At 31.6% G+C, this 15,582-nt stretch carries 11 protein-coding genes and 2 pseudogenes; 3 read left to right on the top strand and 10 right to left on the bottom strand.

Going from position 1 to position 15,582, the window contains the following annotated elements; all coding sequences use genetic code 11:
* Positions 1-45: 45 nt before the first annotated feature.
* The 3 genes from A5N88_RS17705 to istA (A5N88_RS17700) all read left to right on the top strand — a co-directional run bounded on the left by A5N88_RS17705 (position 46) and on the right by istA (A5N88_RS17700) (position 3,700).
* Positions 46-1,251, top strand: a complete 1,206-nt coding sequence (locus A5N88_RS17705; RefSeq protein ID WP_066268388.1) for a glycosyl hydrolase family 28-related protein — start codon at positions 46-48, stop codon at positions 1,249-1,251.
* A gap of 440 nt (positions 1,252-1,691) precedes the next feature.
* Positions 1,692-1,862: a hypothetical protein gene (locus tag A5N88_RS25050; RefSeq protein WP_157090711.1), complete on the top strand. Its 171-nt coding sequence runs from the start codon at positions 1,692-1,694 to the stop codon at positions 1,860-1,862.
* Positions 1,863-2,665: 803 nt separating this feature from the next.
* Positions 2,666-3,700, top strand: coding sequence for an IS21 family transposase (gene istA / locus A5N88_RS17700; RefSeq protein ID WP_260525569.1), 1,035 nt, complete (start codon positions 2,666-2,668; stop codon positions 3,698-3,700).
* Here istA (A5N88_RS17700) and istA (A5N88_RS25900) read toward each other — a convergent pair.
* The 10 genes and pseudogenes from istA (A5N88_RS25900) to A5N88_RS17640 all read right to left on the bottom strand — a co-directional run.
* Positions 3,694-4,549, bottom strand: a pseudogene (gene istA, locus A5N88_RS25900) (IS21 family transposase); the annotation flags it as partial. The gene istA (A5N88_RS17700) and the pseudogene istA (A5N88_RS25900) overlap by 7 nt on opposite strands.
* A 148-nt stretch (positions 4,550-4,697) precedes the next feature.
* Positions 4,698-5,306, bottom strand: a pseudogene (gene wecB, locus A5N88_RS17680) (non-hydrolyzing UDP-N-acetylglucosamine 2-epimerase); the annotation flags it as partial.
* A gap of 47 nt (positions 5,307-5,353) precedes the next feature.
* Complete coding sequence (locus tag A5N88_RS17675) at positions 5,354-6,904, bottom strand: lipopolysaccharide biosynthesis protein (RefSeq protein ID WP_066268379.1); 1,551 nt, start codon at positions 6,902-6,904, stop codon at positions 5,354-5,356.
* A gap of 13 nt (positions 6,905-6,917) precedes the next feature.
* Entirely contained in the window at positions 6,918-7,946 is a 1,029-nt protein-coding gene (locus A5N88_RS17670) for a glycosyltransferase family 2 protein (RefSeq protein ID WP_066268378.1), read from the bottom strand.
* 13 nt (positions 7,947-7,959) lie between these two features.
* Positions 7,960-9,153 carry a CDP-glycerol glycerophosphotransferase family protein gene (locus A5N88_RS17665; protein ID WP_083953204.1) on the bottom strand — a complete coding sequence of 398 codons (1,194 nt, stop codon included), beginning with the start codon at positions 9,151-9,153 and terminating at the stop codon, positions 7,960-7,962.
* The gene (locus A5N88_RS17660; RefSeq protein ID WP_157090709.1) at positions 9,143-10,198 is read right to left on the bottom strand and encodes a hypothetical protein; all 1,056 of its coding nucleotides are present in this window, start codon (positions 10,196-10,198) and stop codon (positions 9,143-9,145) included. Before A5N88_RS17660 ends, A5N88_RS17665 begins: the two co-directional genes overlap by 11 nt.
* 277 nt (positions 10,199-10,475) lie before the next feature.
* Positions 10,476-11,666, bottom strand: a complete 1,191-nt coding sequence (locus A5N88_RS17655) for a glycosyltransferase (protein ID WP_066268374.1) — start codon at positions 11,664-11,666, stop codon at positions 10,476-10,478.
* A 41-nt stretch (positions 11,667-11,707) separates the two neighbouring features.
* Complete coding sequence (locus A5N88_RS17650; protein ID WP_066268373.1) at positions 11,708-12,838, bottom strand: glycosyltransferase family 4 protein; 1,131 nt, start codon at positions 12,836-12,838, stop codon at positions 11,708-11,710.
* Positions 12,839-13,625: 787 nt separating this feature from the next.
* Positions 13,626-14,738: a glycosyltransferase family 4 protein gene (locus A5N88_RS17645; protein WP_066268371.1), complete on the bottom strand. Its 1,113-nt coding sequence runs from the start codon at positions 14,736-14,738 to the stop codon at positions 13,626-13,628.
* A gap of 66 nt (positions 14,739-14,804) precedes the next feature.
* Entirely contained in the window at positions 14,805-15,539 is a 735-nt protein-coding gene (locus tag A5N88_RS17640) for a GNAT family protein (protein WP_066268369.1), read from the bottom strand.
* Between the last annotated feature and the right edge of the window lie 43 nt (positions 15,540-15,582).

Raw genomic sequence — 15,582 nt, 5'->3', positions numbered from 1 at the left:
TAAGAAATCGAGGTTTGATGTATTATTTAATACGAGGTGATTATTTTGAATCGGAGAAAATTCATATTAAACTTCATACTTTGGATTCTAGCTTTCTTTTTTGGGTTCACATTCAAAAAAGAAGATGATATTTTTAATTTCAAAAAAAATTATTCGAATTTGGAAGATATTAATGCACAGTCGACGGAAAATATCCAATACCCTATTTTGGATACAGAAACAGGAGTAACAAGTAAAAATTACCCTTATGGAGATGTAAGAAGATATGGGGCAGTCGGTGATGCATCTAAGGATGATACTCAAGCCTTCCTAAACGCTATTAGTTCTACACCTTCTCGGGGTGGAAAGGTTTTTGTCCCAAAAGCAGAATACAAAATAACTGGAACAATCACGCTTAAAAGTGGAGTTCTATTAGAATTAGACTCCCAGGCGGAAATATGGGTCGATGGAGATTTTCATGGTATTCAATTAGCCCTAAATTCAAGGGTTAACGGTGGCGTTATTACGACTTCTTTGTCAAATTATAGTCATGCGTTAATCTATATACCAAGTACCATATACGCAGGCGTTTCTTATCATGTAACAGGTATTCGAGATATGAGTATTTATGGAAACGGAAGCGGTATTGGAATTTTTTTAGATGCTTCCTCAAATTCAGGGTATTTAGATTCTGTTACTTTTGATAATGTTGCAGTTGCAAAAATAGGAACAGGGATTAAATTGTATACCCCATTAGGATCATCAGCTTGGACAAATGGAAACCAATTTACTAATATTTCTATTCAGGCTTGTAAGACTGATATAGACTTGGAAAATTGCGGGGGTAATATTTTTACAGGGTTACAAATTCAACCGTCTTCAGGAATAGAACAAGTAGGGATTAACCTTGTTAATTCACATCTTAATCAATTTTTAGGGCAACTATGGGACCCTCAAAACTATCCTTCAGGATCAGCTATAAAATGCGATACAACATCCCAAGAAAATTTCTTTTCTGTAGGTTTAGACAGATTTAATGCGAATACAATCACTGACAATTCAACTGGTGGAAATGTGTTTATATCACAAACTGGAATTGCCACTAATTGGCTGGCATTAACTAATACATCTTCACTTCCTACAGCAACGTCGCAATTTAGAGGACGGTTAGCGGTTGTTTTTGGGAATGGTTCAACTACAGCCGATATAGTTTATATCTGTTTGGAATCGGCAACAGGAACTTATTCATGGAAACAGTTAATTAGTGGTTAATTCGTATTAGGATGATTATGCGTAACTAGCATGAGGAGATGAAGCTTTCTCCATTTTCTGTAGTGCAGATTTAGTTGATGGTTGACTAACGGGACTATTTAGTTGCATTTTTGAAAGAATTTGATTTAAGGAGGTTACTATCCAAAAGTCCTATTGAATTGCTTGAGACATTTAGTATCGACCGTTTCCTTATGCACGCTATCGAGAAGGGCTTCTCGTTCCTGAAGAACTGGACACTATTTGAATTAATAACAACCTAACTTACGACTGTAAGTTTAACGTCCATCTCCAACCAACCTGCACTTAATCGAATTGGACGGTTGGTTGGAGATGGAACAAATTGTCTAATGCGAATTATCTTTGTGGTTAATACCCGTTCTGCCCATTTGTCCGATTAGGCTGATTTACACTAACGATTAGCATATAAGAGGAGTGCGATCATGAAGGATCAGAAAAAGTCAGACGAAATAGTAAATCAATGTTTCCGACTTATTGCACCACTATTGGCGATGGGGCTTGATCCTGGAAAAGCTAAACAATTAAAGGGACAAATCTGTCAAACTAGTTATCTCTCTGAAAGGACAAAGGAGATACCTTTCTCGATTCCTTAGAGAAGGCTTTGGAGAATTAAAGCTAACAGGGAAAATGGTCCAAAATAAAAGGGCTATTCCACCTGAGTTCTGAAAATAGACAATTTTACTTCGCAATGAAGAGCCTACTCGAAGTGCGCTCAAATTAACTAAATATTAGATTGGAAAGGATTAGATCAGCCAGGCAAAATTGAAGCGTTCCACTCTTCAAGAGAAGCTGAGCGAAAAATGTTATAATTCACAACAAATGAAACTCTATACCCAGTCGGAAATCGCAACTTGCCACTTTCAAAAGAGGTCTAGTAATTAGTTATGGCTATCGGATTCTAAATTTGGGCCTGATTTACCAATTGAACCGAATGGCTCTAAGAAGCAAGTCTATCTCGACGCCATTATTGATGATGCCATTCGGTACAATCTTCACGGTTAATTTTACCCCACATTTGATTCCGTGAATGTGGAGAATTCCTTACGCATAGCCATTCAGAAATTTAAAGCTCCTGTCGCGGTTTACTTTTCACTTTTGCGTCTGCTCATCGCAAAAGTTAAGCGTGGGAATTTTTCGCCCCTATTATACGCAATTCAACTTTGAATTAGCTAATCACTCTTCTACTATTTTTGAAAGAGAGCAACGTACCCATTCATTCCCACTTGATTATTGCAGACAGAACGAGCCATTAGTGCATACTTTTGAGCCACCTTATGCGGATGAGAAAGCCACCAAGTGCGGAGTAGTGAGCCACTTGTGCTATAGAAATAAAACCTCCATGTATAATTGAGAAGCATGCGTTACCGCATGACAATTCTTTTAGGAAGGTTTTTTTGTGATTTATTGTCGGAAGATTCTAGATCTTCATTTGGAGGGGATGAGTCAGCGTACAATTAGCGCGAGCACGGGTCATTCAAGGAATACGGTAGCTAGTGTGATCCAAACGACAAAAGCAAGAGGGATACAATCACTTAACGACACGATGACGGATGCCTGGCTAAATGATTTTCTGTTTCCTGAGAAACAAGCAGTCGAGAAAGGCTATTACCCGGTGGACTGGGAAAGAGTACACAAAGAACTTCAAAAGAAAAACGTTACATTGAAACTATTGCATTACGAATATGCCACTGAAGCACGCTTGGGAAAGAAGATCCCCTATGCGTACCGTACGTTTACTGAAAAATACGGGAATTATGCAAAGAAATATAAAACGACAATGCCGATACGTCGTAAACCTGGTGAAATTATGGAGGTTGACTGGGCAGGATCTACGCTTACCCTTCAAGACCGGGCCACATGGGAAAAGATACCAGTCTATGTGTTTATCGCTACACTTCCTTACAGTCAATACAGCTATGTTGAGGGGTTTATAGACATGAAGTCTCCGAGTTGGCTTACTGCCCACATTCATGCTTTGGAGTATTTTGAAGGCGTACCTGAGACGATGGTGCCTGACAACCTGAAAACAGGTGTGACCAAACCTCTACGAGGTGAACCAATTTTGCAGGAAGCATATCGAGAGCTAGCTGATTATTATCATACAGTGATAGTTCCAAGTCGTGTCCGCAAACCGAAGGACAAAGCAAGTGTTGAAGGAACAGTTGGCTATATTTCAAGACAGATTATTGCTGCTTTACGCCATTATCCTTTTTTCCATTTGGAAGATTTAAACCACCACATATCCGAAAAGCTTGAAGAGATTAATACTACTGCTTTCCAAAAACGCCCAGGGTCTCGTAGAGAGGTATTTGAGGAAGAGGAGAAGCCCTACCTTCGCCCTCTTCCTCGCACACGTTACAAATTGACGGAATGGAAAACAGCGAAAGTTCAACCGAACTACCACATCCAGGTTGATCGCATGTATTCATAATGCTTCCTTTCACTGTCTCCCTCGGCTTTCTCCCATAGCTCTTTATTTAACTTGTCTAGGTCTATGACATGGAGCCCAGGCAAGAGGAAGTTGTTCCTGACATACTTCACCATTGCTTCTACATGACCTTTCTCATTGCCACTGTTGGGGTTACAGAACTCCGGCTCGAAGCCATAATGCAAAACGAAGTTTTGGAATTCGTCCGTTAATTGCCGTTCGCCATTTGGCAATATCTTTTTCACGGCAGGAGAAAGGTTATCAAACCGAATCGTCTTCGGCACTCCCCCCATATGGTGAAACACTCTTTTCATTCCTTCGAGGAAACATTCCTTATTTTGCGAAGGGAAGACTTGAAAATAAAAGGCATTACTAAAAGGAAAGGATCTACTAAGTATGGCAATACCATCTCTTCTCCTCCGTAAACGAACGGAGCTTCCCCAAAATCCACCTGTGAACTGCCTGGGATGGCCTCAAGAGGAATGGCTGCCTCATCAGCCTCATTAAGGAACTCTATCTTTCTTCTAGAAACATAGTCACGGACCGTACGGTCGGATCCTTCGAACTCATGATGTTCTTTTAACAGTTCCCACATCCTCTTGGCAGTCCTGAGGAACTTCTTTTTCCTTTTAAAGTCTTCCTTAATCCATTCATCAAGAATTCCTTTTACCGGTCCCAGAACAGGAGAAAGCCTAGACTGTCTTTCATAGGTTTTTCGTTGAAATCCTCCATATCCGCATACTTCTTGATGGTTCTTTGATCTTTCCCCATCTTCTTAGCTACACTCGCATAGCCGCAACCTTTATTGTTCACTTCATGTCTGATATAATTAATCTCGGCCACTGCCAACATCTCCTTGAATACCTCCTGCACGAAACTTGTACCAACAGGAAATGTATGAGTATTTGATGATGTTGACAAGTGGTCTTTTAATTTATGCAGCCTCGAGGGGCTGCATAAATTAAATGCCACACCTTACATTTTTATAGTGCCATAAACAGTGAGCTGTTAACAGAATAAGTCTGCTCCCTGCTACCCAATGAAGATATTCACTATCGTACTCATCTTTAACTGTTGTTTTAAGTGCATCTATGGCAGTATTGCCAGTTACATATATAGAAGAGGGTTTTTTACCTTCTTTTAAAAGATTTGCTTTTGACATCTCAGTTGGAGCAAAATTATACTTTGCTAAAATCCCTACAGCTTGGCAATTAAATTCTTCTGGGATGGGGAAAAAATATCATACGTTCTTAGTCCAGCCTCAACATGTCCTATAGGGATTTGTAGGTAAAAACAAGCTAATGATGTTACAAATGTTGTAGAAGTATCGCCATGAACTAAAACTACATCAGGATTTACTTCTTCTAAGACAGCCCTCATTTTTTCTAAAATATTTGTTGTTATTTCGAATAATGTCTGTGTTTTTTTCATAATTGAAAGATCATAATCAGGTTTTAAAAGCCTCCAATACCTGGTCTAACATTTCACTATGCTGACCAGTAACACAGACGTTAGCATCAAGTTGTTTTCTGGATTTCAGTTCTTTAACTAAAGGACACATCTTAATTGCCTCTGGACGTGTCCCGAATACCACCAATACTTTTTTCATCTTAATCTACCAACTTCAAATTAATTTTTTAGAGTATTTATAAATGGCTAAACAACTTCTTTGTCATGTTTGTTTACATTTTTCTTCTTCAATATCATAATTACTAAATTCTTAAATGTAACAAATTCATCTAGCTTCCTAAAAAGTATAAAATAAACAATGTTAGGTACAAAAACACAAAGTATAAATTTCAAAACAAAATCTATATAAATATCTTTAAGAGGAAAAAGTTCCATAATACACCATATTGATACAGCTAATAAAACAGCTATAAATGTATATGAAAAATAGCGATAAAAGTAAAATCTAAGTTTTCTATTAAAAATATATCGATATACTAAATAAGGATCTACTAAAAATGATGTCAGCATAAAACTTATAAAGGTTCCTAATAGTACACCAAAAACACCAAATGTTTTTACAAAAAATAGTGACAAACCAAGATTAAGTAAAGATTCAATTATAGGTTTGTATCTATCTTTATAAAAAAGACCCTTTGTTGTTTTAAACATATTTACTGTCTGTCTCATTCCAACAAGATAAAAATTTAAAACGATAAGAATCATAGTACGTTCATCTAATAGATATTTACTCCCAATCCAAATATTAATAAAAGGATTCATAAGATTAAACAAGAATATACAAATAATTGAGTACAGCCAAAAATTTATTAAAAACATAACCTTAAAAACTTCAAATGACTTTTCTTTTGACTCGACAACTAATAAATTTCCAACACTAGCCGTTAGAGATGTGAAAAACTGAGTTGAAAAAGCTGAAACACTATTTATTAACATTGTATAATTCGAGTAAATTCCTACCATTACAATATTAATAAATTTTGATATAACAAGGTTATCTGTTGAGTTTAGGACTACTCCACCAACCTTATGATACATCATTGCTTTTACATTTTTGTATATTATGTTTTTTTCTTTTTTTGTTAACTTAAGATGCTTGTTCTTTTTCAAGAACGGAAATTTCTTATTTGCAATTATTGAAGATACTATGTTATCTGCATATGAAAATATTATTTGTATTATTAAATAACCAATAAAGTTATGAGTTAATACTAAAAAAATTAATTGAAAAGAATTCACTAAAATAACTGTTAAAGCATCAATATTATTAAGTATAAATGTTTTTTGAATAGCTATAAATAGTGATCTTTTATATGCGAAAAAATAAGTACTAACGGTATTCGAGAGATATAGGATATAAATCAATGTTAAATCAGGTATATATTTATTAGTTGTAATTACATTGTCTAAAAATGGTGCTAAACAAAGCCCAATTAATAATATACATATTCCAATAAGTCTATATGAAGTTCTAAAAAAGTTCATTATTGCAGAAACTTTCTTCTCATCGTTTTCAACGATAGGTTTATAAAGGGAATATATTATAGCATCTCCTATCCCTAAATCTGCCAAACTTAAGACAGTTAAAACGTTAGAAAAAAGTCCATTAATACCAAGATATTCAGTTGCTAATGTATGAATAAAAACAGTTCTGGTTATAAAAGTTAAAAATACACGAAAAACCTGATATGATACACCCGTATAAATATTTTTGACTGAATTTCTTGTTCTAGACATTAGCCATTATCCTTTATTTAATTTTTCTTTTAAAACGTGCAGCAGGACCAAACAATAAATAACTTAAAACCGATAGTTTATATTTAATTAATTTACATAGCAATTTTTCCCTTAGAATTTCAGGTTTTTTTTGAATACCAAACCCTTCCTTAAAACGAAAATCATTTAGAATTTCACTAACCTTCTTTACTCTATCAAGAAAACCTGTTCCATCTATGTTATCAAATAACCTAAATAATGAAACTTTTCCATAATGGTAATAAAGTTCTTTTTCAAATATATCTATAAAATCTTCACTTACTGTACTTTTGATTAATTTATTATGAAAAAGCTTAACAATTTCGATATTTTTAAAATAAAAATTCTCAATCGGCTTATAAATTGTTGAACCATTTCTACATGTTCGTAAATAGCTAATAGAATAATCTTCAACAAAACTTTTTGCATGTATTAAATATTCTAAATTAAATAATGTATCTTCACTTAGAGGTATTTCAGGATGAAATTGAATTGAATTATTGTAAATTAATTCTTTTCTATATGCTTTATTACAAACACTAAATGTGTGAACTCCTTTTGCAAAATAATTAGTTATATATTTCTCATTATTTAAATTAAGTTCTAAAACCGAATTATGATTTCCGTATACAGCTATCGTCTCTTTAGTTTCTAAAATATCCTTCCTTTTAAAAATAATATAATCCGGGTGGTAGGTATCAATAGTTCTACAAATTGATGTTATTGTGTTATCTGAATATTTATCATCTGCATCACAAAACATTATATAGTTCCCCGTTGCATTTTCAAGGCCAATATTACGTGCATTACTGACACCTAAATTTTTTTCAATGTTTACAATTTTAAAATTAAGATGATTTAAAGCCTTATCTTCTAGAACAGCAAGAGTACTGTCTGTTGAACCATCATTAACTATAATCAATTCAAAATTGCCCTTTTGTTTGAGTATAGAATCAAGACAACTCCCTATATGACTTTCACCATTATATACAGGGACAATAATTGATATTTTATCATTTTCCATTTATTTTCACCCTTTAAAGATCTAAAATTGCCCTATAATTACGTTCTCTATTATTTTCATCATTTAAATTAAAAAAGTCTTTTGACCTATTAATATAAAAATCATTCATTACAAAACCATTCTCTTCTATCTTAACAAGATTACTTAATAAATCATTTTCAGTTTTAACAATTGGGCCAAATCCTGTTTCCTCATAAGAAAAATACCCTTCATTATAATGAATTTTTCTATATTCTTCATAGTCAAACTGATAATAAATAATTGGTTTTTGCATATATGCGAAATCAAAATATACACTTGAGTAATCAGTTATCAACAGTTTAGCCTCTTTTAATAATGCTTGAATATCATAGTTATTACGATCCGCAATGATTATTCTTTCATTGTTTGTTTTGAATAAATGTAAATATCTTTGTATCTCATAATGAGGATAAAAAAGTAGTTCTAAATTATTTTTTTCTAAGATAAGTTCTAGTTGATGATTATTAATTAAAGATTGGTAAGTTTTATAGTACGTTGAGTCTATAAAATCCCTCTCCATTTTCTCATCAATAACATCATCAAAATAAACGAATAAATTCATTCTGAATGTAGGCATAAGTAATATTTTATTTCCAGGAGTTAAATCATGTAAATTATCAAATCTTGCCATACCTAAATATTTGACTACTTCATTTGGATGACCGAAATTTTCAAGTACATAATTATATTCAGGATAAGCACCACAAACAAATAAATCTAAATTGGCAAAATCTTTAGTCGCACCTTTTATATAATCTTTAGTTATCCCATGTTGTAAAAATACCACTTTAGCGTTTATATTGAATTTTTTATTCAATATGAAATAAGACTTTTCATTAGGATAACAACCATTAATATGAGTGCTAATATGTCTTTCCGCTAAAAAATAATATAATATATGTTTCAATGAACCAAAATTTATTACATTTCCATAATTCTCTACTTTTATTCTATCTCTACAGTTCTTTTGAATGACATAATAAATTTTAACATCCGGATAATTTTCCCGGATGTATTTAAACATGTGATAGCCATTATCTCGAGCTTCATCGCTACGTTCACTAATCAACCAAATTTTGCTGCCTTTTTTATCAATTAATTGTAGTGAAAAATATATTACAATGTACATAAAACAATGATATACAAAAAACATACCACGTTTTGACAAAAGTTTTTTAATTTTCATTCAAAAGCACCTCAAACTTTTTATCAATCTTGCCAGCTTGCAAAGACATCATTACCAAGAAAAGTTGAATTGGGAAATAATCCATTGCAAATGAATCTAGTGCAAAGTTAGGGATAATAAGCATGAGCAATGGGATAATATTTAATGATATTTTAATTTTATTATTTATCGATGTGCTTATTTTTAATGTTTTATACGTATAAACTAACAATATTAAATATATAATTATACCAATAATACCAATTTGGTATAAAGCTAATATATACATATTATGCGATAGTTCTCCATTAAAAAAACCATTCGCTAAGCCGTTTCCGAAAAACAAAATTTTGAGATGCTCTAAAATATCTTGTAAATAGCCGTTCCAAATTTCTGTACGCCCAGTTGTTAAATCTCCTAGAGAATTACCTTGTCCAACAAATCTTGTCAGGTAAGCATTATAAAAATAATTACCAAATTGATTTAAGATAATGATGCTCAACACCAATATACTAGTTAAATAAATAAATGCGTTGAAAATGTTTTTTCTAATAAGCATAAATACTATCAATATATTTAAAATTAGAATTGTTAAAATATACATTTTTGAAAAAGAAAGTAATCCAAAGACAACTAGACTAATTGTAATAATAATATTTAAAGTTCTTCTTCTTTTAACATAAAAAATAACTAAAATATTTAATGATATAGCCAACAAAACTTGAATGGCATAATAATTAGGATCTATATCCAAACCAGCGAATCTTGTATATAATATACCTCCAGTAGAAACTGTATTAATTCTACCCATACTAAGAATAAAGGAGTTAATGGTAGGTATGATATATCCTAAAACTCTGACAATACTTCCCGCTAAAAGTCCTAAAGAATAGTGAATAAACATATTGGAAATAGATGTATTTGGAGTTACAGATATACAAGATAATATTAATACTAAATACCCTAATACGAATTCAAATATGTGTAAGACCGATTCATCAATACCTTGAAATAGTGAAAATGAAATATAAAATAGAAATAGAACAAAAACTAACATTAGGTCCATTGAGAACCTTTTTTTTCTAATTAAAATATGAAACAACGTCAATATACAATAAATACCAAATAATAGTATTAATAAGGAGGACTGATCTAAATTAAACTTAATGACATATACCCATGAAACGAAAAATAATATATAATTGATCCTTCGATCATTCTCTTCTTTCAACAGCCCATAGGTTACTAAAATTAGAAAAGCGGCCAAAAAAATATTGCTGTTTGACAAAATCTTCATAAAAACAAAACAACTCGCAATTAAACTTATGATAATACTCCTATTCTTACTCATCTTTTATCTCCAATATGCTTTTTAATTGTTTTTTAGCCACAGTATTAGAATAAAGATTATTAGAAATGTACCTTTCCATTTTCTCTATCTCGTTTCGATCTTTTAAAATCCTGTGTAACTCATAAAAAATAGAATCCTCATCAAAACTGGTTATTATTCCATTATCCCCATTACTAATCTGTTCTGATGCAGCCGCAAAATTAGTTGTTAGTACTGGAGTACCAAGTATTAAAGACTCACATATCACCATTGGATATCCTTCGAACTTGGATACTAGCACAAATAAAGAACTTGACTTAATATAAGGATATGGATTTGACTTATTTCCTACTAGCTCCACATAATTTCCAATTCCCAAATCTTTGACTCGTTCTGTAATTGAAACTAGATCTGGACCATCCCCTACTACAGTCCACTTAAAATTTTTAATATTATTTTTTACTAGTTTGTTAACAATCTCTGGAATTATATTTATGCGTTTAGTAGTATTGTCAATTCTAGCCACTGTAACCAAAGAAATTTTATTATCTTTGATCTGATTGAGTTTTTCGCTTCCTAAGATTTTAATTTTATTTATTGGAAAAACATTATAAACAGTCTCAACCTTGTTAGCATATTCAGGTAAAAATTCTTTGAATTTATTAGAGCAAGCATTAGATACACATACTATTTGATCGAAATTTTTATATTTAAGCTTACATTCATTTTTATCAAAATTAGCAATTACTGGATCAGTATGAATCCACGCAACTTTTTTTTTCGCCTTTACAAATTCATCAACATATTGGTTGGTACCTTGATTAAAGTAATTGCCTGGAACATCATTAAAATAAGATATTGCTATGTCATATTTTTTTAATCTTTTTTCTTTCTTGAATAATGACTGATATATTGTTTTTGATCCCCTTAATCTAACTTTCACCATGAATGATATTCTAATAAATATATCTAAGACTTTTTTACTTTTATTAACTACGGACATCGGAGTTGTTATTAATCGTAATGAGCGTTTTCCTTGAATAATATTTATACTTTTTGGGACTTCTTTTAAAAGCGGTCCATCTCCAAAAACAAATAAATCAATATCGATATTTGATTCTTCACTTAATATTTCTAACATATTTATTAAAGAACGTTGTATCCCTCCGACTTGAAAATTTTGAGCAACTATTAGCATTTTCATATTTTCACCTATTTTTATTTATATACTAAAAGTGATTCAATTCAGTCTTCTAATTCCCCGTATAATTCCTTGAGTCTCAATTCCATCATTGTCCAACTATAATTTTGGTTATATAGGTCTTTCATTTTTATTGACATACCTGGCCAATCGGACCTTCTTTTAACTAAATTATCAATTCCGTCTTTAAGACTTCTCACGTTATACTCTATTACCTCACCAATGTTATGCTTAGCCACAACGTAATCCATCCCTGTATTTTTCACCATTATTAATGGTTTTCCTAACATTAAAGATTCATAAAATTTATTTGGTGCTGCATAATAATGATTAGGTATATGTGGATCATAAATCGCAACCATTAAATCACAACTTTTTTCAAGTTCTAAAGTTTTTTTGTAGGGTAATTTCCCATAAAAATTTATATTAATATTTTTTTGGGATAATTCCCTGAAATAATCTTCAAAAACTCCAAAACCACCTATGTGGAATTCATATTCCTTATTGTTTTTTATAACTTCGGCAATCTCTTTTATAAATCTCCCAGAAGACAAAATCCCAACATATACGATCTTAATTTTCGTTTTATTCAAATTTAGATCTTTTAAGTCCTCCTTAACATCTTCTGGTGTATTGTGTATAACTAATAATTTTTTGGGATTGGTTCCCTTTATTTGTTCCTTTCTTTTTTCAGAACATATAATTACCGCGTCTGCTGAGTTAATAACATTATGATCTATCTTTTCAATAATTTTTTTAGCGAATTTTGGAACACTAAATGCATCTACATAGTAATCAAATATATCGTAAACGAATTTTTTTTTAAACAACTTAGCTACCTTGCTAGAAAGAAACGCTGTATCAAAATCACAAGCATGAATAACATCGTATTTGCTTTTATTTTTAACTAACCAGCTATATAATCTAATTTGAAATTTAAATAAAGGTATTAAATTTCTTTTAATTCCTCCACCAAATGATCCTGGTAACCCAAACCTATAAATTTTTACTTTTCCGGATTTTAAATCAAGGTAGGATTCTGTTACTTTATAACTATTTTCTCTATCCCAAGCTAATATCTCCACTTCATACCCTAATTTAATAAGACTATTAACTTCTTTTTCTACCCTTGAATCCGGATCAACAGGATTTGAACGTACATATATTACTTTCATTTTCCACCAACTTAAAGTAACTCCTTAAAAATAATTTATAAGTTTCAAACCGGTATAATTAATTATATATTTGCTTTTTAAAGATCTCCTGCATATCTTCAATGTCATATTTTTTCACTTTGAATATGTTTATACCCATTTGTTTTTTATTTTTTAGATAAGTTATTGATTGCTTTGGCAAATCCAATAATATCATCTGTTTTAAAAAAATCCCTTTAACTCGGTAATTAAGTCAATATTCCACGTATATTAGATGAGATGTACGGCAATCTAGTATAATTGTCTCCATCATTGAACGTGGTAATTCTTCTAGAAAAGTGGTAACTCAAAAAGATGTCCAAACAATCCGTCAGCTCCTTGATGTCAATTCTAACAACTAAAAACGGAATTTATTCCTCTACTCCTAAGAAGTGTATTTAATTCAGGTCCGTTACGACATATTAATACTTTAATTTTGGGATTTCGAACTTCGGGAATTCTTTTATAAAAACAGCATAATTTTCTTGATATTTGATCATCCATAAAAAATTGATACTATTGAATCAGAAAAGCGAGCTAGCCATTTTTCTCTCCATTTATACAGTATTGTTTATAAATAGTTCTCCATTATAACAGTGAAAGCCACGAACGGTATATATAATTTTTTTGCCTTTACACCACAGATTCTTCCTACTATACCTCCTAGGTGAATTGCAGTGTATAAAGTCAAGTCTTTTAATATTTACTTAATTTATTAATTACTTATTTGTTAAAACGTTTGGAATTAAATGGATTCTTTTAATGATATCTACAAATTTATATATATTTCACTCAGTTTATCTTTTATAATGCCTATATCAAAATTCATAATATACTCTTTGTTATGTTGCTTCATCTTATCTCTTAACTGAACGTTTTTAATTAGATCATTTATTGCCTGTGCGAAACCATCTATATTATCTGGTTCAATTAAATAACCACCTTCTCCATCATTTATAAGGTCGGTATTCCCCCTTATCTTGGAACAAACAACAGGTAATCCTGCTGACATAGCCTCCATAACGGATAATGGCAGTCCTTCTTGATAAGAAGGAAATAAAAATATATCTGAAGCAAGACTTATTTCTGGTATATCATTCCTAAAGCCCAAAAATCTTACCTTTTTATCGATTCCAAGAGAGACTGAAAGGTTCCTTAGAGGTTCCTCAAGTTCGCCCCTACCACATATTAAAAAAACTATATTTTGTTGCTCGATTTTGGCTAGAGCTCTTAATGCTGTCTCGTGGTTTTTTCTTTTAATCAATTCTCCAATTGATAGAATCACTATTTCGTCTTTTTTTACACCCAGTTGCGTTCTTTTTTGTTCTCTTTCTACTTCTAAACTTTTGAATTTACTCGTATCTACCCCTATGCCTGGAATATAAAAGGTGTTTTTAGCCTTGAATTTTTTAGCACTCGAATAATCCTCTTTGTTAATAGTAATAAGAGCATCTGTAAATCGAGCTAGCCATTTTTCAATAGGATAATAAATTAGCCAATTTTTTAAAGGAGCTCCTTTAAAAAAATGGAACCCATGGGCTGTATATATTACAGGAGATGTCTTTGTCGCATGTGCTGCCAGTCTAGTTAAGGCTCCCCCGACTGGGGACTGGCAATGAATTAGATCATATTTTTCCTGATACATCAGCTTTTTTAGCTTCTTATATGCTTTTAGATTTTTAAAAGAATATGGACTTCTTGAGAAGGGTATGTCGTGTAAGATAAAGTCTAATTTATCTTTATCTGTTGGTTTATCAATCTCTAATTCAAAATTTGATGCAAAATGAACTTCATTTCCCAGTTCTTTATATATCCTTAAATCAGAATGAGAAAAAATCTTCAAATGTCTTCCCATATGGGACACAACTAGTATTTTTTTCAATAGCTATCATTCCTCTAAATAAAGCTTTATTCAATATTAGTAATTGATCTACTCATTCAATAACTTTTATCTTAAGTTTATATGTCTAACCAATACATAATTAATTGATTGCAACTCATAGCCTAATGCCAAATGCAACCTTAAAGAAGCTGTATTATTGGAGGATGTTCCTGTTTCTATTATACGACCACCTCTTTTAAATGCTTCTACAATCGGTGATGACAAAACAGCAAAACCCATATTGGACTTACTATGTTCAGGGTATACCCCTGCCAAAAATGATTCATATAAACTTTCTGAATGTTTTCTAAGAATAAAAAAACCAATATCCTTTTTATTCATTGAAACAACATATCCTTGTCCATCACTACTCAAAACATCTTTAGCCCAATAATAGTATCTGTTAGCAGAATGTTTAGGAGAAAAATGAGGATCTAATGCAACTTTATCTGTTGTAAATATACTGTTATTACGGATAATATCTAAAAATGGCTCATATTCCTTCTCAGTTATAGATCTATATTCCACTTTTTCTTGTAGTGATGAAAAAGGCTTTGGAAGAGTATTTCTTGTTAACTTTTTCGTAAAATGAATGTTAGATTCAATAAATGTAAAACCATGCTTTTGTAACTCAAATAATAAATCTGTACGACCTGAGGGAACCTTTATTATTTGATATTGAGCCGTTAATTCTTCACTGGCTAAAAGAACTGATTCCAAAAGGTCATCACTAGTAACTGTAAGTTCTTCACATGTTACACCAAGATTTCGTTTTTCCCAATTCGCAATTATTGTTTCCATTTTAATTACCCCAATAAAATTTTATAAATGATAATCCACTAGA

Origin of the sequence: Heyndrickxia acidicola (genome assembly GCF_001636425.1) — a bacterium.
Classification (GTDB): domain Bacteria; phylum Bacillota; class Bacilli; order Bacillales; family Bacillaceae_C; genus Bacillus_AE; species Bacillus_AE acidicola.
Note: the sequence above shows the minus strand (reverse complement) of the source record. Positions and strands in the feature narration are given on the sequence as shown.

What these genes read in the sequence shown, in the direction of transcription:
- A5N88_RS17670 (WP_066268378.1), bottom strand. Translation starts at nt 7,946, where the DNA reads ATGGAAAATGATAAAATATCAATTATTGTCCCTGTATATAATGGTGAA.
- A5N88_RS17655 (WP_066268374.1), bottom strand. Translation starts at nt 11,666, where the DNA reads ATGAAAATGCTAATAGTTGCTCAAAATTTTCAAGTCGGAGGGATACAA.
- A5N88_RS17660 (WP_157090709.1), bottom strand. Translation starts at nt 10,198, where the DNA reads ATGGACCTAATGTTAGTTTTTGTTCTATTTCTATTTTATATTTCATTT.
- A5N88_RS17640 (WP_066268369.1), bottom strand. Translation starts at nt 15,539, where the DNA reads ATGGAAACAATAATTGCGAATTGGGAAAAACGAAATCTTGGTGTAACA.
- A5N88_RS25050 (WP_157090711.1), top strand. Translation starts at nt 1,692, where the DNA reads ATGAAGGATCAGAAAAAGTCAGACGAAATAGTAAATCAATGTTTCCGA.
- A5N88_RS17650 (WP_066268373.1), bottom strand. Translation starts at nt 12,838, where the DNA reads ATGAAAGTAATATATGTACGTTCAAATCCTGTTGATCCGGATTCAAGG.
- A5N88_RS17665 (WP_083953204.1), bottom strand. Translation starts at nt 9,153, where the DNA reads ATGAAAATTAAAAAACTTTTGTCAAAACGTGGTATGTTTTTTGTATAT.
- A5N88_RS17675 (WP_066268379.1), bottom strand. Translation starts at nt 6,904, where the DNA reads ATGTCTAGAACAAGAAATTCAGTCAAAAATATTTATACGGGTGTATCA.